The sequence below is a fragment of the uncultured Campylobacter sp. genome, from assembly GCF_937921625.1.
Taxonomy (GTDB): domain Bacteria; phylum Campylobacterota; class Campylobacteria; order Campylobacterales; family Campylobacteraceae; genus Campylobacter_B.
Genome location: NZ_CAKZTI010000005.1, coordinates 67741 through 91981, shown reverse-complemented (window position 1 = coordinate 91981; position 24241 = coordinate 67741). Strand labels below are relative to the sequence as shown.

Below are 24241 nucleotides of genomic sequence, written 5' to 3'. Positions count from 1 at the left end.
CCCCGCTACGGCGAAATTTTAAGCTTAGAGCTTTGAATTTATCCTTAAATTTAGGGTGCGCGAGCTATAAATTTAAGGCGCAGGCTAAATTTAGCTCGCAAGCTTGCGGTATTTTACGCCGCCGTGGACACAGCGCGTAGAATTTCAGATCCTCGCTCGGCATAAAATTTCAAACTGCGGCTAAATTTTAAAATTTAGCGATACTGCCTCGCCAAAACGGCGCAGAATTTTAAAATTTAAAGCTTTGCATTCCGCAGCTGTTTTGGCAGCGTGAAAACGGTGCAAAATTTAAAATTTATAGACAGCGGAAAAATTGCACTAAAGCAAAGCAAGCGACACAAGCGAATGAAATTTTAAATTACAGCTCTATGAAATTTCACAGTGGCGCGCCGCAAGCAGGCTATCGCAAAATCAGGTTTTAGCGCGCGCTTAGCTCGTGCACCAGATCCACCAGATATTTGGCGTTTTGCACGCTTACGTCGGGCAAAATTCCATGCCCTAGATTAAAGATATGCGCGGCACCCTTCATCGCCGTTAAAATCTCGCGCACGCCCGATTCTATCGCGCCGCGGTCGTATAGCCGCATCGGCTCCAGGTTGCCTTGAAGCGCAAATTTGCCCCCGAGCTGCTCGCGCGCAAGCCCCATAGGAGTGCTCCAATCCACGCCCCATACGTCAAAGCTCGCTTCACCTCGCTGCTCCGCGATACCACTCAGCCGCGACATCTGCGCGCCCGTGCCTTTGGCAAAGACGATGAGCGGGATATGCGGGAATTTCGCCTTTAAAAATTCCGTGATTTCTAGGATGTATCGCCAGCCAAACTCCTCGTATGCGCTCGGCTCCAGCGCGCCCGCCCAGCTATCAAAAATCTGCACCGCATTGACGCCCGAGTCGATTTGGCGCGCCAGATAAAGCTTCGTCGCCTCCGTAACGAGGCGCAAAATTTCATGCAAAAGCTGCGGATTTTCGTAGAGCATCCTTTTGCAAACGGCGTAATTTTTGCTGCTGCCGCCCTCGATCATATAAGTAGCGATCGTCCACGGCGCGCCGCAAAAGCCGATGAGCGCTTTATCCGCGGCAAGGCGCGAGCGAGTAAGCGAGATCGTATCATAAACGTATCCGAGCTCTGCCGCGGCCTTTTGCGGATCAAGGCGCGCTAGATCGCCCTGAGAGCGGATCGGATCGCTAAAGCGCGGCCCCTCGCCCGCTTCGAAGCGCAGATCCATCCCCATCTGCATCGGCACGACCAAGATATCGCTAAAAAGTATCGCCGCATCGACGCCCAAAATCTCCACGGGTTGGATCGTCACCTCGCTAGCGGCGCGATAGTCGCGACACAGGCTCAAAAAATCGCCCGCCCTCTCGCGCACCGCCATGTATTGCGGCAGGTAGCGCCCCGCCTGGCGCATCATCCAAATAGGCGTGTATGGGGTCTCTTTGCCGAAGCATGCGTCGATGAAAACCATTTTTATCCTTTAAATTTACTCAAAATATACAAAGCCAAACAAACCGCGAAGATAGCCCCTGCGAGCAAAAGCATATCCAAAGGGGTAGTAAAATCGGTGTGCAAAATTCGCTTGAAAAAATCCACTACGAGCACCATTATGATGACGCTGCCGAGTTTATGCTTTAGCTCATCCAGCGAGGCGATCTTTAAAACTTGCAAATTTAGATCCACAAACTCGTCAATAAACAGCTCATAAATTCCAAATACGAAGATTAGCAACACGATGGCGACCAGATACAGATCGATCGCCGTTATTATTTCGCTTAAAATGCCAATATAAAGCGCTCGCTCGCTCTGCGGCGCTAGAAAACAATCCACGATTTTATAAAGCGCCGAGCCGATTTCGTAGCTTGCCATCACAAATATCGTCGCACTAGCCGCAACACAAAAAATAACAGGCAGAAGCGTTAGAGACTTGCTACAAAGCAAAAATTTTTCAAATATAGCTTTCATTTCTTCCTTAAATTTTAATTCGGGATTAGCTGCTCCGCAAACGAATGTATAAATTTAAAAGCCGCTCTATGCCGAAGTGTTCGTTTAAATTTACGCTCGTTTGCAATCGCGTAAATTTACCCCATTTAATCGCGTCCGTTTGAGTCTTTAAAATTTTGCGCCAGGTTAAAGGCGCAAAATTTCAGCTCGCGGTCTTAAATTTTAATTAGACCAATTTGCAAATTTTATTCGCCAGTCTTCGGCGCCGAAATCATGCGCGCGACTGTATCCGCGCACAAAGGCTCGGCAGCCTTGCTAAATTTATCCTACTTGTCTTGCTGCATATCGATCCAGCGAAGCGCGATGCGCACGGCGTTCGTAGCCGCTCCGACGCGGATCTGATCGGCGCTGCACCAAAGATGCAGAATTTTATCGTCGAAATTGTCCCTGCGGAGCCTGCCGACGTAGGTTTCGTTCGTGTCGCTCGAAAGCAGCGGCATCGGATATTCGTTTTTGCTCGGATCGTCTACAAGCACGATGCTAGGCGCGTTTCTTAAAATTTCACGCACGCGGCTAATCTCGAAATCCTTTTTAAATTTTATCGTGATCGCCTCGCTGTGGCTGCGAAGTACCGGCACGCGCACGCAGGTAGCCGAAACGGCGAAGTTTTTATGCAAAATTTTTTGCGTTTCGTTCACCATCTTCATCTCTTCTTTGGTGTAGTCATTATCCAAAAAGACGTCGATGTGTGGGATGACATTCATCGCGATCTGATGCGGGAAAACCTTCGGCTCGCACTCATCAAGCTTAAAAGCGAAAAACTGCTGCAACTGCCCTACAAGCTCGCTCATACCCTCTTTACCTGCGCCACTCGTCGCTTGGTAGGTGCTTACATCCACGCGCTCGATATCAAACGCGTCATCAAGCGGCTTAAGAATTTGAACCATCTGGATGGTAGAGCAGTTCGGATTAGCAATGATGCCTGTCTCTTCCCATAGCTTTATATCCTGAGGATTACACTCGGGCACTACGAGCGGGACATTTTCTTGCATGCGAAAGTGGCTAGTGTTGTCGATCACCACTGCGCCGCTTGCCGCAGCAAAAGGCACATAATGCGCCGAAATGGAGCCGCCCGCGCTAAAAAATGCGATGTCGATCTCGTTTTCGTCGAAGGTGCTGTCGGTAAGCTCCCTCACGACGTATTCCTTGCCGCGGAATTCCACCTTCTCGCCCGCGCTCTTTGCGCTTGCAAGCGGCAGTATGTCCTTCACGGGGAAGTTCATCTCGTCTAAGACGCGCAAAATCTCCTCGCCTACGGCGCCGGTAGCGCCTACGATGGCGATATTGTAACTACTCATCCTCTCCTCCTTTTAAAATTTCATCGCTAGGGCCCTCGCTCTGCGAATCTTTACTATCTAAATTTGAATTTAATAAATTTTCATCCTGCGCAAGCTCGTCCGCTTCGCCCTCGTCGCCCTCCTCTGCCTTCGGGCAGGTCGCAATGCTCACTACGTCGTCGCCCTCGACATTTACGACGATGACGCCGCTGGTGTTGCGGCCCGCTTTGCGGATGCTTTGCATATCCACGCGGATCATCTTGCCGCTCGTAGTAAGCGCCATAAGATCCATCTCCTCATCGACCATCACGACACCGATGAGCTCGCCCGTGCGGTTGGTGAGCTTCATGCAGATGACGCCCTTGCCGCCGCGGTTTGTGAGGCGATACTCGCTCGCAGTCGTGCGCTTGCCGATACCCTTTTGGCTCACGCTTAAAATTTCTTGCATGTCGCTTAAAATGAACGCGGCGCCGATGACCTCGTCGCCTTTTTCTTTAAATTTAATCCCCTTTACGCCGCGAGCGATGCGCCCCATCTGGCGAATTTTATTTAGATTAAATTTAAGGCACATTCCCTTTTTCGTAGCGATGAAGAGCATATTTTCGTTAGCGCTTTGCGGCTCGCCCTCTTGCGTGCCCTCGTCTTGAGAAATTTCATCTAAAATTTCATTTTCGCTTCCCTCTAAAATATCCTGCTCGGTCTGCTCTAAAACTTCCTCAGCCTCGCCGCCGTCCAGATCGTCGCCGCTTAAGGTGCCTCCTTTGTAGTTTTGCATCTCCTCGGCGCTGTTTGGAGCGATGAGCGCAGTCACCAGAGTATCGTCCTCATCCAGGCTGATAGCGCGGATACCGAGCGAGCGGATGTTTTTAAACTCGCTTAAATTCGTGCGTTTCACGATGCCGTTGCGAGTGAAAAATACGAGCGACTTGCTCGGATCAAAATCGGTCGTAGGGATGATCGCCATGATTTTTTCGTCCGCGCCGAGCTGGATTAAATTTACTACCGCCTTGCCCTTTGCGGTGCGCGAGCCCTCTGGGATTTTATAGACCTTAAGCCAGTAAAGCTGCCCGCGGTCGGTGATAAACATAAGCGTGTCGTGGGTGTTGGACGTAAAAAAGCTCTCGATGAAGTCATCGTCGTACGTCGTGACCGCCACGCGCCCCTTGCCGCCGCGCTTTTGCTTCTCGTAAGTCTTACTAGGCACGCGCTTAATGTAGCCGCGGTGAGTGATCGTAACGACCATATTTTCATTCGCGATTAAATCTTCGATGTCGATATCTTCGTAGTCATCGACGATTTCGGTGATGCGCGGGCATCTGAATTTATCCTTGATCTCCAAAAGCTCATCTTTGATGATCCCCTCAATCAGCTCCTCGCTCTTTAAGATCGCATCAAGCCGCTTTATCTCGGCTAAAATTTCTTTTAGCTCCTCCTCGATCTTTTCGCGCTCAAGTCCGGTGAGGCGGCTTAGCCTCATATCCAAGATCGCACCCGATTGCGCCTCGCTGAGGCCGAATCTGCTCATTAAATTTTCGCGCGCTACGTTGGTGTCGGCGGAATTTCTAATCACGTCGATCACTTCGTCGATGTTATCTAGCGCGATCTTTAAGCCCTCCAGGATGTGCGCTCTAGCGCGCGCTTTTTGAAGCTCAAAAATCGTGCGGCGGATGATGACGGTTTTTCTGTGGTTCAAAAACAGTTTCAAAAGCTCTATCAGCGTAAAAATCTTCGGCTCCTTGCCGTCGATTGCGAGCATTATCACGCCGAAAGTCGCCTCCATCGTGGTTTGCTTAAATAGATTATTCAGCACGATCTCACTCATCGCGTCGCGCTTAAGCTCGATTACTACGCGAATTCCGTCGCGATCGCTCTCGTCGCGCACTTCGGAGATGCCTTCGATCTGCTTTTCTTTTACGAGATCTGCGATCTGCTCGATCAGGCGCGCTTTATTGGTCTGATACGGCAGCTCGTCAATTACGATGACGTCTTTACTAGCCTTTTTTTCGATATGGGTTTTAGCGCGAATTTTAACGCGCCCTCTGCCCGTTTTATACGCCTCGATAATCCCCTTTTTGCCGTAGATGATGCCGCCGGTCGGAAAATCAGGGCCCTTGATCTCGCCCATGATCTCCTCTAGGCTTGCGTTTTTATTCTCAAGCAGTATCAAAAGACCGCCCACGAGCTCATCTAGGCTGTGCGGTGGGATATTCGTCGCCATTCCTACGGCGATTCCGCTCGAGCCGTTAAGCAGTAAATTCGGCACGCGCGCAGGCAGGACGTCGGGCTCGTTCAGGCTCTCGTCGTAGTTCGGCACGAAATCGACCGTCTCTTTATCCAGGTCTTTTAGCAGCTCTTCGGCTAGCGGCGTCATACGCGCTTCGGTATACCTCATCGCCGCCGCGCCGTCGCCGTCGATCGATCCGAAGTTACCTTGACCGTCGACGGAAGGGATTCTCATCGAAAAGCTCTGCGCCATTCGCACGAGCGCATCATAAACGGCGGTATCGCCGTGCGGATGGTATTTACCGATGACGTCGCCTACGATACGGGCGGATTTTTTGTATGGCTGGCGAGAGCCCACGCCAAGATCGTTCATCGCGTATAAAATTCGCCTATGCACCGGCTTTAGGCCGTCTCTGGCGTCCGGCAGCGCACGACCGATGATAACGCTCATCGAGTAATCAAGATAGCTCGTCTTGATCGATTCTTCGACGTCGATATCGATGATCTCCTGATTTTCAAACATATTTGATTGCATAAATATCCTTTTAAATTTTAAAGCGCGATTATAGCGAATTATTCTTTTGCATTAGCTAAAACCAAGCCGCACACGGGCATAAAGCCGCCATCGATCAAGCTCTCGCGTGCTTGCAGCATGCTAAGACCCGAGGTGATGATGTCGTCTACTAGGATCACGGGGAATTTCGGCGGGGTTAAAATTTTAAAATTTCGCTTGTGTTTTAGGCGAAATTCCAAACTCTGCCCCGTGTATTTGACGCGGTTTTGCGCGCGCAGGCAGTGAAATTTTGGCTCAATCAGTTCGCTTTTTAGCGCGCGAGCTAGGATCGCCGTGTGCGAATAGCCGCTGCGAGCGTCATCATCCAGCGGCACGGCGTTAAATTTAAAAATCCCGTCCGTTTTAAACGTTTCGTAATTTTGCGGATTTGCAGAAATTTCGCGCTGCAGATGAAGCGGGAATTTCGCTAGGCTTAAAGAGGCTATGCGCGCAAGCACTGCAGCGCCGTATTCGTGATGTTTAGAAAGTATAAGCTCTCGAATTTCGGAGTAGCCGTAGTAGTAAAATACGCTAAAGCCCTCCACCTGCCGCATACTTAGACGGCATTCGGCTAAATTTGCGGCGCAGGCGGCGCAGATCGTGCGCAGGCTAAACGCGCCGCAATTTACGCAGCGCATCTAAAGCGTAGAGATGATTTGATCGGCAGATTTTTTGACGATGTCGCCAAGCAAGCTTTGCACGAAAGGATTAAGCGATCTAGCCGTGCGAAGCGCCGTAAATTGGCTCTGATCCTGCGAAACGCGCTTGGTCGTAGTTTTGTTGCCCTGCACGATAGAGATCGCGACCTCGCCTCTTGCGCTCATATTTTCCTTCGAGTAGCCGTTGATCGCCGCCGAGATGCTTCTAATGTTTACGGTTACGATATTCGGGCTTGCCGGATCGATCTTTACGCCGCGAGCCTCAAGCTCCGCGCGTAAAGCTTTGTCGAACCACGCCGAGAGATTGTTTTTTAAAAGTACCTCATCGACCAGCTTGCCGTTATTATCGTTGATGACGGCGATTACCATCTGATTTTCGCGCTGATCGTTGATCGCGTTGATATTTACCGACTTGCCGCTTACGGTCTGATCGGCCTTAGAAAGATACGGATTTAAGCTGATGACGCTGCTGGTTTGCGAGCAAGCGACAAAAAATAGCGCAAATACGCCGATTAAAAATTTTTTCATTTTTATCCTTTTTCTGAAATTCGGGCGCATTGTAGCACTAAATTTAAAATTTATAGATTTTTTTGTATCATTGCGAGATCAAAGGAGAAATTTTGCAAGCACTCGCTTTAAAATACAGACCCAAAAGCTTCGATCAGCTCATCGGTCAAGACGCCGTCGCCAAAAGCCTCGCGCACGCGCTGGATTCGGGCAGGCTGAGCCACGCATATCTTTTCAGCGGACTTCGCGGCAGCGGCAAAACCTCGACGGCTAGGATTTTTGCCAAAGCGCTTTTATGCGACAAAGGCCCCACCGGCAAGCCGTGCGAGCTCTGCGATAACTGCGTAATGGCAAACGAGGGGCGCCACATCGACATCATCGAGATGGACGCCGCCAGCCACCGCAAGATCGACGATATTCGCGAGCTCATCGAGCAGACGAAGTATCATCCCGCAAGCGCGCGCTTTAAAATTTTCATCATCGACGAGGTGCATATGCTCACCAAAGAGGCCTCCAACGCGCTTTTAAAGACGCTTGAGGAGCCGCCTAGCTACGTAAAATTTATCCTTGCGACCACCGATCCGCTCAAGCTTCCCGTCACCGTGCTATCGCGCACGCAGCACTTTCGCTTTAAGCCGATCGCCAAAAGCGCCGTCGTAGCGCATCTAGAGCAAATTTTAAAAACCGAAAATATCGCTTACGAAGAGGGCGCGCTTGAAATTTTAGCGCGTAGCGGCTCAGGCTCGCTACGAGACACGCTCACGCTCCTCGATCAGGCGATTATCTTTAGCCGCGAAGGCATCACGCAGCGCGCGATCGCCGATATGTTAGGCTTGCTCGATCCCGCTAAAATCGGCGAAATTTTAGACGTCGTGCTGCGCCAGGACCGCGCGGGCGCGATCGAGATCATCAAAGAGGTCGAAAACTACAACGCCGAGACGATAATCGACGAGATGATCGCAAATTTAAAGGATAAATTCCTGCGCCGCGACGCGAAATTTAGCCTGCTGATGTATGAGCGGTTTTTCCGCATTTTAGCGGGCGCTAAGAGCATGCTCGCCATCAGCCCGGACAACACCTACGCAATTTCTATGATGATTTTTATGATGATGGAGGCGGTAAATCTGCGCGAGATCGACGAGCTCATAGAGGTCGGAAGATCCCTGGATCAAGGCGAGGGCTATGCTTCTGCTTCGGCGCCTAATTTAAACGCGCAAAGCTCTGCGCCGAATTTTAGGTCGAATTCCAACCAAAGCGCGAATTTTGCGCCAAATAGCGAGCCGGGCGGCGCTACTTTTGCACCGAGCGAGGCGAATGGCGCGACAAGCGGCGTGCCTAGCTTTACGACAAGCGCAAAACGTCCTGCAAGCTCGGCGCAAAACTCTGTCGCAAGCGCTGCCGCAAAACAAAGCTCTGACGCGAGCGACGAAATAAAACCAAACGCAGGCGGTGCGGCGGCGCAGGCGCAAAATTCTAACTCGTCCGTCAAAACGGGCGCTCAAAATGAAATTTACGAGAATTTTTTAGCCAAAATTTACGACCGCGATTACGATCTGGGCGAGAAATTTAGCAAATGCGTGGAATTTTTAAAATTTGAACGCGGCACGCTGTATCTGCTCTCGCGCGCGCAGGGGCAGGACAGAGAGTACCTGCGCAAGGGCTCACGAGCGATCAATAGCGTGTTAAAATCACTCTTCGGCGAGAGCGCGAAAATCAAAATCGAGCAGGGTGCGCCGCAAAACGGCGATGATCCCGCCCAAAGCGAGCGCGATCGGAATTCCGCAGGTGGCACAACCGCTACACAAAGCAAGAATTATACGCAAGGCGCGACTTCCGAATCCAGCGCCGATACTGCGCGCCCTGCAAATTTGACCTCGCAAAGCCCTGTAAATTCCGCGGCACAAAATTTTACTGAAAGCTCAATCTCTAGCAGCGTGCAAGAAAATCCCGAATCTACGCAAACGGGCGAGCAAGATCATAGGAATTTAACCGGCGTGCAAGAGAGCGAGCAGAGCTGTGCACCGCAAATAAATTCCGCCGCAAATGAGGCGCAAGCCGCAAAATTGCAAACGGATGCGGGAAGAAATTCCGAGCAGCAAAATTCGAAAAATTCTACTACGCAAAATTCTGCGCAGCGAAATTCCGCGACGAATTCCAATTCGCAAAATTCCGCTTCAAATTCTAAGCTGCAAAATTCCGAAATTTCTTCAGGAGATGACGGCGGGGAGAAAGATGATCTGCTAAGATCCACCGATCCGCAAAACTACGCCGCAAAGCCCCGCGATACGAGCAAGAGCGTGCGCGCCGCCAAGGCAGGCCTCGCCGAGCTCGCAAACGGCGCGCAGGACGGCAAGGAAATTTTAATCTCCGAAATGAATAGGCTATTCGGCGAGCCCACCAAAATCACGGAATAACGCTTTCTTCGGATTAAATTTATCTCCGCGCGATTTTTAAAATTTGAGCGCTCAAAAAACGATTCCGAAATTTACGCTACGAAGCAAACCTGCACGATTTTAAAATTGAAGCGGCAAAGGCAGTATCTAAATTTACGCGGCGAATGGAGCTCGCACGATAAATTTTAAAATTTCGCGGCGCACAATCAAGCTCTAAAGAGCGATTTTTTAAATTTGATCGTCAAAGCGAGTTTTAAATTTTCACCAAAGCAAAGCACATTTTAAATTTAACCGCCCAAGAAATATAAAATTTATGCGCCGCGGCAGCCTAAATTTAGCGCGCCGCAAAGTATTCGCGCAGTCTGTCCTGTGCAAGCTCAAATCTAAATTTAAACGCGCGCTCACTATGATTCCAAAGATAAAATTTTGCCTGTCTGTATCGCAAATATAAAATTCCGTGCTAATCGGCGCCCCGCCCTCTGCGATACGGTTTTAGCCACATCTCTGTTTGATGCGTTCCCTCAGACTTTCATAAAACCTTTCAATACGGTTTTAGCCGCATCCGCGCAGCTACTGGCACAAAACGCGGGCTACGATGACCCGCGCGCGTATCGGCTACAATCCAAAGCCAAATTTCGCCAGAATAAGACCGCGACAAGCCTAGCCGCCCTGAAATTTTAAAGAATTTATCTCGCAAACGTGCGGCGATCCGCGATGCTCGCTTATGAATTTTACGCGAGCGCGGCGGGCGAATTAGCTAAAATTTAGCGCTTTTGGTGTAGAATTCGAGTAAATTTCAATCCAAAGGTCATCAAAATGCGCGGATATAAAATTTTCTCCGGCACCGCAAATCCCGAATTTGCCAAAAAAATCTCCAAATATCTCTCGCTGCCGCTTAGCGAGTGCGCGATCAAAACCTTCAGCGACGGCGAAATCAGCGTCCAGATCGGCGAGAGCGTGCGCGGCAAGGACGTCTTCGTCATCCAACCGACCTGCGCGCCCGCAAACTCCAATCTGATGGAGCTTCTGATCCTAACCGACGCGCTGAAGCGCTCCAGCGCGAACTCGATCACGGCGGTCGTGCCCTACTTCGGCTACGCTCGCCAAGACCGCAAAGCAGCCCCGCGCGTGCCGATCAGCGCGAAGCTCGTGGCAAATATGATGCAGACGGCGGGGATCGACCGCGTCGTCACGATGGATCTGCACGCGGGGCAGATACAGGGCTTTTTCGACGTGCCGGTCGATAACCTCTACGGCTCGCTGATATTTTTGGACTACCTAAAAGAGAAAAATTTAAAAAATCCGATCATCGCTAGCCCCGACGTTGGCGGCGTCGCGCGCGCCAGAAGCTTCGCTAAAAAGCTCTCGCTCGATCTGGTGATCGTCGATAAGCGCCGCGAGGAGGCGAACAAAAGCGAGGTGATGAACATCATCGGCGACGTCGCGGGCAAGGACGTGATCCTAATCGACGATATGATCGATACCGCGGGAACCATCGTCAAGGCTGCGGGCGCGTTTAAGGAACAGGGCGCGAAGAGCGTCAGTGCGTTTTGCACGCACGCCGTGCTAAGCGGCCCGGCATATGAGCGCATCGAAAGCGGCGCGCTGGACGGCCTAGTCGTGACCGACACGATCCCGCTAAAGCAGGAAAGCGACCGCATCAAGGTAATCAGCGTCGCTCCGCTCTTCGGCGAGGTCATCAGGCGCGTATATCACGACGAGAGCGTAAATAGCTTATTCAAATAAAATTTTAAAATTTAAAATGCGGCGTCGTTTGTTTTATACAGCTGCAGGAATGCGAACAATAGGCATCTTATAATAAAAGATCTCGGCTCAACCGCAAGTCAAGCGCTTACGCCCGCGAGCTCTAAATTTATAGCGTTTTAGCTCGCTGCGATTTAACTATTGTCGATTTAACTGCGGCGCAAAATTTAGCTTCTATGCGGCAAATTTAACTCTGCGCGGTATTTACTCCGCGCGGCGGAAAATTTAACTCTATTTCATACTTTTATTTGCTATTCAATATATAATGTATTTACTCCGCGCGGCGGAAAAATTTAACTGCAATCGCAGAGCAAATTTACCGCACCAACCGCTGCAAGTCGCATTTTAATCCGCCATATTAACTCCGCTAGACTGCGTTTTAAATTTGCCGTAAAATTTTCTGCATATTTGATGAGACCGCGTAGCGCCGCTACGCTTTAAATTTATGATAATTTGCCGCGCATTCGCCATCTGTCTTGTGTGGCCGAGCTTCTGCAAAACTCGCATCCTCTAAATCGTGCAAAACTACGTTTTAAATTTCGCCGCGAAATCCGCAGCACGCGCCGGCAAGAATGCACCCGCCGATCGCGTTTAATTTTAGCGCCGAAATTCTTTATATTTTAGAGTATTGTAAGGACTTAAATGCCGTTTTCCCAAGTGTTCGCCGCTTCATTGGCGACGGGCTATCGATATATCGGTAGCCCTCAAGCAATTCGCTTCTTTAAATTTTACCACTCAAGCTCGCAGCGATTTTTTAAAATCCCGCGATTTAAAAGCCAGCAAGGCGTCAAAATCATTTATAATTTAGTCAAATGCGGCATCGGGCACGTGCGTTGCGCCCAAGCTGGCCGCTAAAATTTCTTTATAATCTCCATCAAATGCTTGACAAGAGCCGTAATTGCGGTATTTTCATAGCTATCATCCGTATTTTGCAACGCTATGGTTTTCATATTGCCGAAAAATCCCGGATCGTAATGCTCGATGTCATTTTGCACGTAGCTTCTTAAAATTTGGCCGTTTCTTACTAGTTTAACCTCATAAATAAACTCTATGCCACCGATTCTATCGCTAGGAAACGGAGTAGCTTCGCCCGTAAAGCCCCTGTGGTGCTTTATTGTAATTTTAAGCTCGTCGATAGAGTTTTGATCCAGCAGGTTCGCCTCTTTTAGCGCCGCTAAAAGCTGCTCATTGTACTTTTTCTCGACTGCTTCCGGCGATTGATAGACAAATTTTTTCGGATTATGGTTTTGGATGTGGTAGTAGGTAATGCCCTTGAATTTATACGCGCTTGCGATCGGCACTTTCGGCTGAGACTGCCCGCAACCGGCAAAGAATAGCGCCGCAAGAAGCAAAGCAAAAATTTTTTTCATTTTTTCTCCTTTAAAATTTTGTGCGATTATACAAAAATGGGGTTTAGCTCGGGCTAAATTTACGATCTTTCGGTACCGCTTCGCGTCGAATTTTTTATAAATTTGAGCGAAAGCGCAAAAAATTTAAGCGCAGTTAGACGGCTAAATTTCAAATCCTTTAAATTTGAAACCCGCTTAAATTTCAAAGCCTCTTCAAATTTAAAATTTAATCCGAATTTGATCTGAAATTTTATAAAATTACGCCGTTTTAAACGGGCTTTAAAAGCGCGCGCAAGCTGTTTTGAAAGCCTGAAATAAAGGAAGCTGATGCCTACTTTTACTACCAAAGACTACAAAGCCGCCCTTCGCAGCCGCGGCGCACGAACCACGAGTGCAGGCGGATTTAGCGTCAAAAACGACAATTCTTTCATCGTGATATTCTCCGTTACGATGATGGCTTTTATATTTTTTTACGGCGTTTTAACCGGGCTTGATTTAGATAAGCTCCTTTTCGCAGAAAGCCGTGGAGGAGGGCGTTACAGCAATGGGCTATTGGGACTTATAATCGCCGGTATAGCTTGGTATAAAGGAAGTGACGGCGATGGGCTGTATAAATTTAACGACTATGCGATCACCTTCGTCTCGGGCGCGCATAATAGAGAGATCCTGCTCTCTAATATCGACTACATTAAGCTTACGCCCGGCTTTTTACGCACCTGCACGAGCTACACGGCGCTTAAGCACTCCCGCTACGTAAAAAACGAGCAACTCTTTAAATTTGGGATCGGATTGATAATCGTGCTATGGCTAGTGGGTATCGCCATGAGCAAGCAGCTAACTATGGCATATGAGATGCTGGCGGCGGGCATCGTGATCTTTTTCTTTGCCAAGGCGCTCTCATCTTGGAAACTAAACGGCGACTTTCACGATATCTTGCTGCGCGACACCGTACTGATCCGCGGTAAGGATCTAAACGACCGCGTGCTGTGGTTTGCGATCACGCCCGGCCGCAACGACCGCCGCAGGCTGCGCGCCTATTTCAAAGAGCATCTTGATTTCGACATCGACGGCGGCTAATTTTGGCTTAAAATTTAAAGGCTCAGGTATAGACCCGGTAGCAGAATTTTACGACGCAAAATTTTAAGACAGAATTCCACGCGGCAGAATTCCGCGATACAAATTCTACCAAGCAAAATTCCGAGGCGCAAAATTCTATGATATAAATTTACAGGGCAAAATTTTACGGCGTAAATTTCAAAGCCCTGGAATGCACGGCGCGAGATTTGCGGCTCTATACGGCAAACTCCACCTCGCTTAGCCGCCCCAAATTATCAAACGAAAAGAGCGCATCATTTTTAAAATTTGCTACGATCTTGCCCGCCGCTTCGCTAAATTTCGTGCCGTTTCTCATCAAAAGCGCCCCCGATAAAACGGCGTGATTTGACTTAAATGCACCTGTGTAATCGCGCGCCAAAGATATGAGCTTGCTTGCGCCCATACCGCCTCTGATCGTGCCATCGGAGCTCACACACTCATCTGCCGCAAACGCCACAAACACCGCTCCGCCTGCGTGCGGACAGCGGTAGTAGATTGCAGGTTCCTGCGATAGCCCGCACGCAATCGCGCTTAGAGCATGCCCGTTTATCTCCGCACTTAGTGCAAGCTTGGGCGTGCTAAGCTTCTCTAGCCCGTGCTGCAAGCCAAAATCGCGCACATCTCGCGCAAAGGCAAGTGGCCACTCATCGAGGCGTTTTATGTTCTCGTACCCCCACAGCCACGTGCGGTTGTCGCTTGCTTCGCTACCGATACACCAAATGGCGCGCGGCGCATTATCGCAGAAACTGATCTCGCCGCGCTTTAGATCCACAGAGCGACGCCTGCCCTTTACAATCAGCTTCGAGCCCATCTCTTGCACCCTTGCGCCGCAGCCTAAACATGCCGAAAACAGATCAATAAAGCTGCTCTTATCCGCGCCTAAGCGATCTAAAAATTTCATTTTTACTCCTTTGATCTCGCGCCGATAAATTTAACACTTCTGTGGAATTTATCGGCGCGCCCTCTTATACGCCGCTTTGTTATAAAACACTCGTGCTATGAAAATTTCACGCGGCGCGACAAAGGGGCAAAATTTAATCAAATTTTATAAAGCCGCGATGGATAAAATTTCATAGCAGGGCGCCGTCGGGATAAAATTTTGTAGCCGAGCTGCGGACGCGACTGCAATGGTCGACGGACGGCTAAATTTAAACTGCCCGAGCGATCGTTAAATTTGAAAGGCGAAATTTTAGCCTAACGGCAAGCAGCAGAATTCTACGACCGAGCAGCGAGCGCTAGAGCTTAAAGCGGTACAAAACCGGCGCGCGCAACAGCGAATGTATCAGCTCAGGCGGCAAGCGATAGTTAAAGCCGTACAGTCATAAAATTTAGATCGCCTCTTAAGATAGTAAAATTTAAAGACGAAATTTAATACCGAACGACGAGCCGCTAAATTTAAACCGCCCGAGCGATCGTTAAAGTTTAAAAGCAAATTTTACGACCGCGCGACAAAAGATGAAAAAAGATGAAATTTAGATTACCCGTGCGATAAATTTAATCGATCTTTAGCACGCTCAAAAACGCCTCGCTCGGCAAATTTACCCTGCCGATCGCTTTCATGCGCTTCTTGCCCTCTTTTTGTTTTTCGAGCAGCTTGCGCTTGCGCGTGATGTCGCCGCCGTAGCACTTGGCGGTCACGTTTTTGCCCATGGCGCGGATGTTTTCGCGAGCGATGATCTTGTTGCCGATGCTCGCTTGGATCGCGACCTCAAAAAGCTGCCGCGGCACGATCTCCTTCATCGCTTTGACGAGATCGCGCCCCTTGGATTCGGCCTTTGAGGCGGGCACGATGATCGAGAGCGCATCGACCGCTTCGCCCGCGACGCGGATGTCGAGCTTGACTAGATCGCCACGCCTATAATCGATCGGCTCGTAATCAAAGCTCGCATATCCCTTGGTGCAGGATTTAAGCTTGTCGTAAAAGTCCATTATGATCTCGTTTGTCGGCACGTCGTATTCGAGCAGGACGCGCTCGGGCGTGATGTAGTCCATCTTGGTTTGTATGCCGCGGCGCAAATTTAAAAGGCTGATGAGATTGCCCAAAAACTCGCTCGGAGTGATGATGGTCGCCCTGACGTAGGGCTCCTCGATGCGCTCGATAAAATTTGGCGCTGGAAGCTCACTGGGGCTATGTATTCGCACGCACGAGCCGTCCGTGAGATACACGGCGTAGGTCACCGTAGGCGCCGTGGCGATGAGATCGAGATCGAACTCGCGCTCAAGCCGCTCCTTCACGACCTCCATATGCAGTAGCCCCAAAAACCCGACGCGAAAGCCGAACCCTAGCGCGAGCGACGTTTCGGGCTCGTAGCTAAGCGAGCTGTCGTTTAGGCTGAGCTTGTCCAAAGCGTCGCGTAGATCTTCAAATTTATCGGTCTGCACGGGATAGATGCCCGCAAACACGAAGGGCTTGGCCTTCTCAAAGCCACCCACGGGCGCGACGGCGCGATTTTTAAAAAGCGTGATCGTATCGCCCACCTGCACGTCGGCGACGTTTTTTAACCCCATCACGACGATGCCCACTTCGCCGCTGCTAAGCTCGCGGGTTTTAGCGGGCGCGAGCGGGTTGGGATACATCAGATCAAGCACCTCGTGGCGGTTCTCGCTACCCATGATATAGACCTCGTCGCCCTTTTTCAGTACGCCGTCGTATAGCCTCGCAAGCGCGAGCGCGCCTAGGTAGTTATCGAACCAGCTGTCGTAGATGAGCGCCTTAAGCGGCGCGGCGTCGTCCGTTTTGGGCGCGGGAATGCGAGTGATTATCGCTTCTAAAAGCTCCTTGATGCCCACACCCGTCTTGGCGCTGACCTCGATCGCGCTGCTGCAATCAAGCCCAATGACGTGCTCGATCTCATCTTTTACGCGCTGCGGATCGGCGGCGGGCAGATCGATTTTGTTGAGCACGGGGATGATTTCAAGGTTGTGCTGTAGCGCGATATAGACGTTTGCGATAGTCTGCGCCTGCACGCCTTGGCTCGCGTCCACGACGAGGATCGCCCCCTCGCAGCTAGCCAACGAACGCGAGACCTCGTAGCTAAAATCCACATGGCCAGGGGTGTCGATCAAATTTAAAACGTATTTCTCGCCGCCAAGCTCGTACTCGAGCCGCACGGACTGCGCCTTGATCGTGATGCCGCGCTCCTTTTCGATATCCATCGTATCCATGATCTGGCTGCTCATCTGGCGCGCCTCGACGGCGTTGCACTCGCTGATTAGGCGGTCTGCGAGTGTGGATTTGCCGTGGTCGATATGCGCGATGATGCTGAAATTTCTAATATTTTTTGTTTTCAAATGGTTTTCCCTGGTGAAATTTTAAGCCGCATTGTGCCGAAATTTCATTTAAAAACGGGTAAATGAGCGGACGGAATCGCATACGATAGAATTAGGCAGGTTGGGCGAAACAAAATTTTAAATAAAGAGCGCGAAACGCGGCTTTGAGTGATAGAATTTTGGCGTTATCGCTAGGGCAGCTTTGCCGTGGCAGAATTTACGGCGAGAGCTAGGCGTAGAACTTCTTACAATAGAGCTAGGCAGAATTCTGCCTAGTGAAATTCTGCAGCACCTTACAATGCACGAGGCGGTAGAGCAGCGTACAAGCGAGATTTTGCTCAGTGGAATTCCACAGCTACATTTGACGCATTAAAACGTAAAATTCCGCGCAGTAAAACTCGCGATAAGCTTTACGGCAAATTTTATAAGACCGCGCAGCACAAAGCCCGTGACGCCAAAGATCAAAAATATCGTGCGGTAAAACCCGCTGCGAAATTTCGCCTCGGAATTCTTACTGTAGGGATCGGTCGCAGAATTTACGTCGCCATGGAATGTGGAATTTCAACGGGTAAAATTTACTATCAAGATTACGCGATAAGATTTTGCTCGCCAAGGCTCAAGGGCAGAATTTTACCGATTGAAATTTGATGAAATTTACTCCTATGGAATTTCTAGGCGCAAATACGGGAAGTAGAATTTAAAAATCTTACCACTATGAGGCTAGAATTTAGCCCATAAAAAAAGGCTAGCCCAAAGGCTAGCCTTTGTATCGCGAGTTTGACGCAGAGATTACCAATCGGTCTTTTGGTTGTAGATATCGCGGACATCTCCCGTATCTAGCTTCTTCGTAGAAGTATCACTAGTACTATTATCTGACGTGCTACCACCGGCAAACGATCCTACATCATCTTCCGTACCAGACTTGACTTGACCTTCTCCGCCCCAAACCGTAGGGTTAGCAGCCCTTACGTTTACAATAAGAGGATTAAAATACTGCGGTACGCCCGAGTACTGGCTAGAATAGGCTCCACCCGCTACCGTAAACATAGTTCTCTGATTTCCGGCAGGCGTATGGATAAGCCATGGATTAGTGACGATACGTATAGTAGCTTGACCCGGTACGGTAGCCCTAATATCTACGTCTTCCTTGCCTCTGTCTACTACATTACCCCTGTGAATATTTACGCCAGAAGTCGTAAAGCTGTTATAGGCACTCACAAACTCTGCGCCTATATTATTTAGAGTAGCCCTAGTATTTACTACGAACTTCGTAAAATCGGTCAAGCTAGGATCCTGAGCCGCTAGCACGGTAAATATATTCGAGTTAGGGGCTTCATAAGCAAGTTCTGCGCTAGGAGCAGGCATATTCGCGCACCTATCGGTTCTGCCGCAATAAATCTGCGCATAAACAGGCACGGTTACCCCGGTTCTGGTAGTAGCCTGATAGACTCTGGACCCCAAGCTCTTATCATACGACGTACCGTAGACGAATAGTGCATAAGTACCTATATTGTCACTAAAATCCGTAACGGTCGTACCTGTTGCATAGGTCTTACTATTGGAATTAGCAGCGGCTATATAATCAGCTTTATTTGCAACGCTCATTTTTGCTTTTTTAACTCCCGTCGTATCTTCAACTTTTCTAGTGATAAATGTATCAAAATCCTCCTTTGATATCTTTATATTGTCTTCATTATAATCCTCGGAGTTAGTATCCGAGATAGCATTATATGAGCTATCGAACTTAGACGGCCAAAACTTTCCATAGGTTTTAAGATCGCCCTTCTTCGCATCTCTGACATCAAAGTCACTAGCATAGATAAGCACCGGCGTGCTAGGGGTTTTATGCATTCTATCGAAGTTGAAATATACAGTCGAGTCAGGAGTTTGCCCCTCTCTAAATCCTTGCGCCAAAATTCTAAATTGATCCGACTTCGAGTCATACCTGATTCCCGTACCGCCTTGCGGCCTATTGATAAGTCCACCTCTTAGGGTAGCATCTGAATAGTAATTAAGGGCGATACTAAGAGGTATAGGCATACCGTAGCCCGCATCACCGGCGGAAGCGGCCTCATTCCAGTCTCTTCTTCCACCGGTTATAGTGGTACTTAGAGTTCTTACGTTATATTTATAGCATCTACTATCATATCCCGTAGCGCCTAGACACTCGTTAGAATTGCTAGCAAAAAACTGCGTACCGCCAGGAATATTGTAGATAACATTAGCCCTATCGGGATACGGTACATAATTTGTATCTCCGCCAGTTCTCCTAGCGGTAGCTGTGGAGCAACGTCCGTCGGCATTATTGTTAGCACAATCAAATCCGAAATTTAGCGCAAAATCAAGATCGCTTGAAAATCCGCACACGGCTTGAGGAGTGCCGCCAACATCTTGTTTATACCCGTCATAAAGCGTAGCGATGACATCTTTATAGACCTTGTCGGATAGATATGCTACGGCATTGACCTTAAGCTTGGCTAGCTGACTTATCTGATGCGTCACCGCTAAATTTTGCGTAGAGTTATCACTACCATATATTACTACATTATTCTCAATATCCGGAGCATTGAAATATGTATACGCAGATACCCCGCCCGTGATATTATTATCACCTACGCCGCTTGTTACGCCGTTATCGAGGCTTGTGAGAGATACCCTGATACGATCCGGTCGGTAGCGTAATACGATATTATCATTTATCGCTTTATCTTTGTTAGCAGCAAGCCTCATACCTACGTCGCAGCCTATCATACCTTTAGCATTAGGAGTATTGCTAGATGAATTGATGATACATTTAGCGCTCTTCCACTTCTTAGAGTATGTCTGATCGGAATAAGCATCCGTCCACGAGTTATCATAGATATTTACCAGCACATCGCCGACATTATAGTAATTAAAAATTTTATCGGCATCTTTACCTATGGTTTCGGTATAGATAACGGCATAGCTTTTATCTTTAGCTTCCGGATCTTTTCTAGACTGAGTCATCAGATATGCGCCTTGAACATGACCTTTGCTATCAAATTTCGCAACGCCTCCTGCTTCTACGATATTCCTAGCGTTAAAATTTGCCCATAAGCTTATAGCGTTTTTATCCCATACTCTTCTAAATGCTGCGTCGAATTTCGAGCTTGTGCCATTTAATACGCACGAGACATCATCACTCTTGCCAAAAGAGCCTTTTTTGATAGCTTCCGGATCAATCTCATATTTGCCTGTTTCGGCATTGTATTTAGCACCGGAATATTCCACTGCGGTACCACCATAACAACTATCTTCTTTAACGCCACGTTTTAATGTAGTGGAAGCATTCTTTCTATCTACATAATAGGATTGAGTAGAGACATTAGCCGCGCATTCATTAGATATAAACGGACGCAAGTAGGTTTGAATACCGCGAATCTTGGTTGATATATCTTGAGTATCATCAGAATCCGCGCCATAGCTTTTACGTAGATGATAGCGTTGATTGCCCAAATCCCCGCCAATTTCTGCTGTGTAGTTAGGTACGTAGTTGCCGCTATAGCTTCTGGCCGATATTACATGAGCCAAGATATCTGCATTTTGTGTATAATCACCACCTACGCGCAGATTACTAGGATTAAGTACGCTGGAGCCATCACCCTTTTTAGTTATATCACCGCTAGCGGTAGTGTCTACGATCTTGCTATACTTGCCCGAATTCTTCAGCGCTTCTGTATCTACATTAAAATATGCAGGGCGAAGCACGAAGTTATCGCTACCGCATATGTGGAACGAGCCGTCTTTTGACATTTGAATTCCGAACTCATCTTTAGCAGCCTTTATATTATCTTCAAGCTTCTGCAACTCTGGTTGTATTTTATTCTCCCAAATGTCCTTCTTTTGCTCCGCAGTTAGTTTTGTGTTGCACCAGCTAAAATTCTCACCTGTCTCGCAATATCCATATCGCTTTTTAAGCTCCCATTTCTTGAGCTCCGAATAATAAGCCTTAGGATCGCTGTTATTTAAATCTTTGTTTTTTATATACTGATCTAAATCGGATCCTGAGGCAACTTGATTATCCGGACGATAGCTAAGCATAAATGTAAGACCCTGATACGCATCTCCTATCTCTATATCGTTTAGCTCTAAAATACTTTTTCCTTTAAAATCCACTTCCTTATCGATAGTGTAATCGGTTTTGTCCTTCATCTTAAACGGAATTTTTAAGGAATCGGTTACGGATCGGCATGAGTAAACTGCGCTATTCCCCTTATCGCTATCGGCAACTTTATCCGAGGTAGTAGCGGCATTTCTCGCCCTGACAACGGATAAATACAATTTACCGCTCAAGTCGAATTTCTCAAGCTTTCTAGCCTCACTACCGATATATACGAGCTTGCCGGTATTCGGATCTTTTTTGAAGTAAGGAGAATTTGCGGCTGCGTCGATGTATTCCTCGCATTTACCGGTATCATCCTTATACTTCTTACAAAATTGGCTCTCATAATCCGGTCTAAAGATGAGTTTCGCATCGAAAGGCTTATCGGAGATTTGAGTATATAGCCTATCGTCGTCGTCATTTTTACTAAAATTCTTATTGACTACCTGTAAACCGCTTAAAGGTAGGATATTAACGCTTTTAGAAACCTTTGTCGCGTCGCATAATTCAAGTTCAGAAGCGCTATCCATCTCTATGAAGACTCGCTGACCGCCGCCTATATCCAAGCTCATCTTATAACTTAGTGTCACGGCAGGAGCCTGCAATATGGTTGCACCCGTATTTACGGTAGCATTAAACTCGCCGTATGCCGCTTTACCTGGCTGCATTAATCCGCCTACAAGTACAGGACTACCGCCCGGTGTTGAAGAAGGAGTTAAGTCTCCCGCGCCTTGACCTATATAAAATTTCAATATATTACCGTCAAGCGCAGTAAACTGCCTATCTTTATAAATAGCCTTCGTAACGTTTGGAGTGCCACCTTTTATGACGTCTTTCATAGTCTCGTATGCACCCTTTTGACCATCGCGTAAATAGACTAGTTCATCGGCTGCCGCCGCAGGTATGGTATTTGTAGTGGTAGTGATAGGATCATTTACGACTAGCTCGTTATTTATAGTAGCGCTATCTTTGGTATAGGTAGCGCCGGCTTGACCAAAGTCGATCGATACTACCGCACCTGCTGCATCTTCGCTATCGCCGCCATTCAATCTATTTTCAAATTTCATTCTATAATAGATATTTTCACCCGCAACTACCGGGTTTTTGATCTGCTCAGGAGGTTCATGTAGTTTTTTTACATCCTCTTCGCTTCTTCGGTTACCATCATTATCAAAGAATTTAACCCAGTTAGAGGCGTTATAGACTTCATACTGATAGCACATTTGAGGGACATACAAATCGGCGGAAATAGCAATCATACTTATGAAGTTTTGATCGGCTTGACCTCCGTTGAGATCTTCATACGCCGCACCCAAAGAGATGTTTAGACTAGATTGCGCATTCTTCATCTTTGAACCGATATCGAATTCGTCCAGATCAAATCCACCTAAATAACCAGTGCCGTATGGATAGCTATACTTATAGGTGCCGTTATCATTTATAAGTAAAGCGACAGAGCCGTCGTATATATTAGCGCGATCGTTAGCTAACCGTTGATTAACCACACCGGATCCGTATAGCGAATCCATTTGTGCGGTTCCTTTGTGTTGAACTTTAAAATACTCGTCGGAGGTCATTTGTCTCTCGCCACCAAACCCTAAAAACCCTAGCTTTGCACTTACGGACCCACTTCTAGGTGTATAAAATCCATTGATGGTAGCGTTAATGTTTATAGGCGTATATCCCTTATCCCAAGGGGTGAGGACAAAATAATCGCCGTAAATAGTTACGTTTTTTGGTTTAAAATATTTATTTTTATATTCTACGGCTTCTTTATAAGTCATTTTTTGACCCGTTACGCTATCGTTAGATTGTAAATTATCTAGCAAAGCCCTTCTGGACGGGGCGGTTTTATCATATACTACGATTATTCCCCATCCGCCGTACGGCCCAAGACGAACGCTGTTGAACTCTCCATTGGTAAAATCTGCACCGCTTTGATCCTCACCATCACTCGTTTTTACGTTTCCTACAGTAAATTCAATGCTGTCGGAATAAGGTTCAAAATATGTCTTGACTAGATCGGTAATATCTTTAGTGCAGCCATATTTTAAACGCAAACGTAAGGGCTTGCGAGATTCTGCCAAAAAGTTCCAAGCAGCCGTTCCTTCGCATCTATCTCTATAAACATCTTCTATTATGCTAGCTTTACCTTTCGAGCTTTTCATTTTAAATTTCACCCGTGTATACCCCTTAGCAAAACCGGTCAATTTTTTTCCGTCTTTGCTGTTGTATTCTGCTTTGCTGTCAAAATCAGTCGTGCTGAATATATTTCCCTGCCAATAAAGTCTCGCATAGACTATATCGTCTTTAGTCACGCCCTTAGGAAGCCTCAAAACAGCTTTTGAACTATTCAAATAAAACTGTCCGTCGCCGTCATCTTTAATGTATGTGCCTTTTGCTCCCCACATGTAACCATGGCCTAAAGCAGAAGGCCAGCTTAATTTAATCACCGGCTTTCCAGTCACGGCGTAGTCTCCAAAGACGTATGTGCCCGCACCGCCGAATCTAACTATCGGCTTTTGGTTTAATTCGTCAGACGGAAAGTTTTTTATAGTGGTGAAATTATACAAACCCTCATTTCCGTTCCAAGTCCAACCACTTCTGCCTATCTTTCCGTCCAGCACGCCATCGTCACGATACTCGTTGCTTATTGGGGTAGCAGGATTTATCTTCACGTTCGACCTAACATCATCTGCGAATACTCCCGTCGCGAAACAAAACAACAGCGCCAAAATGGGCGCAAAGCTAAAACTCTTAACTTTCATGATACTACCCTCCGGTCAATAACATAATTTTTGACTATTATTTTACATTTTTTTTGCTTAAATTACAGTGCAATTTGAAAGATTTATAATTAAAATTTAATTTATTTCAAATGGGACGGCAAATAACGACAACGCGATGAAAACTTAACGATGAAAAAATTTCATAAAATATAAAAAATGCGGAAATTTATCAAAAATTTCAGCAAATTTTAAAATTCAAAAGCTCTGTTACTATTTGATGTTGAAATAAATTTTACATCCG

General features: G+C 47.7%; 13 protein-coding genes. 3 read left to right on the top strand and 10 right to left on the bottom strand.

The window, feature by feature from the left end; all coding sequences use genetic code 11:
• Positions 1-418 precede the first annotated feature (418 nt).
• From hemE to Q0101_RS00805, 6 genes are all read right to left on the bottom strand, one after another.
• On the bottom strand, positions 419-1465 hold the full coding sequence (gene hemE / locus Q0101_RS00830; protein ID WP_297941489.1) for a uroporphyrinogen decarboxylase: 1047 nt from the start codon (positions 1463-1465) through the stop codon (positions 419-421).
• A gap of 2 nt (positions 1466-1467) precedes the next feature.
• Positions 1468-1959 carry a YqhA family protein gene (locus Q0101_RS00825; protein WP_297941488.1) on the bottom strand — a complete coding sequence of 164 codons (492 nt, stop codon included), beginning with the start codon at positions 1957-1959 and terminating at the stop codon, positions 1468-1470.
• A 305-nt stretch (positions 1960-2264) separates the two neighbouring features.
• On the bottom strand, positions 2265-3296 hold the full coding sequence (locus Q0101_RS00820; protein ID WP_297941487.1) for an aspartate-semialdehyde dehydrogenase: 1032 nt from the start codon (positions 3294-3296) through the stop codon (positions 2265-2267).
• A complete protein-coding gene (gyrA, locus tag Q0101_RS00815; RefSeq protein WP_297941490.1) occupies positions 3289-6021 on the bottom strand; it encodes a DNA gyrase subunit A in 2733 nt (910 codons plus the stop codon). The genes Q0101_RS00820 and gyrA overlap by 8 nt, the downstream gene beginning before the upstream one ends.
• Before the next feature lie 50 nt (positions 6022-6071).
• Positions 6072-6689: a ComF family protein gene (locus Q0101_RS00810; RefSeq protein ID WP_297941486.1), complete on the bottom strand. Its 618-nt coding sequence runs from the start codon at positions 6687-6689 to the stop codon at positions 6072-6074.
• The gene (locus Q0101_RS00805; protein WP_297941485.1) at positions 6690-7238 is read right to left on the bottom strand and encodes a YajG family lipoprotein; all 549 of its coding nucleotides are present in this window, start codon (positions 7236-7238) and stop codon (positions 6690-6692) included.
• A 92-nt stretch (positions 7239-7330) separates the two neighbouring features.
• Between Q0101_RS00805 and Q0101_RS00800 the strand changes: the two genes are divergently transcribed.
• Together Q0101_RS00800 and Q0101_RS00795 are read left to right on the top strand one after the other, a co-directional pair.
• A complete protein-coding gene (locus tag Q0101_RS00800) occupies positions 7331-9631 on the top strand; it encodes a DNA polymerase III subunit gamma/tau (protein WP_297941484.1) in 2301 nt (766 codons plus the stop codon).
• Between the two features lie 795 nt (positions 9632-10426).
• The gene (locus Q0101_RS00795) at positions 10427-11356 is read left to right on the top strand and encodes a ribose-phosphate pyrophosphokinase (protein ID WP_005873085.1); all 930 of its coding nucleotides are present in this window, start codon (positions 10427-10429) and stop codon (positions 11354-11356) included.
• A gap of 869 nt (positions 11357-12225) precedes the next feature.
• On the opposite strand, the gene Q0101_RS00790 is transcribed toward Q0101_RS00795, so the two are convergent.
• Positions 12226-12744, bottom strand: coding sequence for a hypothetical protein (locus Q0101_RS00790; protein WP_297941483.1), 519 nt, complete (start codon positions 12742-12744; stop codon positions 12226-12228).
• A gap of 306 nt (positions 12745-13050) precedes the next feature.
• On the opposite strand from Q0101_RS00790, the gene Q0101_RS00785 reads away from it, so the two are divergent.
• Positions 13051-13800 carry a hypothetical protein gene (locus Q0101_RS00785; protein WP_297941482.1) on the top strand — a complete coding sequence of 250 codons (750 nt, stop codon included), beginning with the start codon at positions 13051-13053 and terminating at the stop codon, positions 13798-13800.
• A 214-nt stretch (positions 13801-14014) separates the two neighbouring features.
• Here the strand turns inward: Q0101_RS00785 and Q0101_RS00780 are convergent, their stop codons facing one another.
• From Q0101_RS00780 to Q0101_RS00770, 3 genes are all read right to left on the bottom strand, one after another.
• Entirely contained in the window at positions 14015-14719 is a 705-nt protein-coding gene (locus Q0101_RS00780) for a DUF6882 domain-containing protein (protein ID WP_297941481.1), read from the bottom strand.
• A gap of 593 nt (positions 14720-15312) precedes the next feature.
• Positions 15313-17109 (bottom strand): translation elongation factor 4, encoded by a 1797-nt coding sequence (gene lepA / locus Q0101_RS00775; protein WP_297924538.1) that lies wholly within the window; start codon positions 17107-17109, stop codon positions 15313-15315.
• Positions 17110-17877: 768 nt separating this feature from the next.
• Positions 17878-22434, bottom strand: coding sequence for a hypothetical protein (locus tag Q0101_RS00770; protein WP_297941480.1), 4557 nt, complete (start codon positions 22432-22434; stop codon positions 17878-17880).
• Positions 22435-24241 lie beyond the last annotated feature (1807 nt).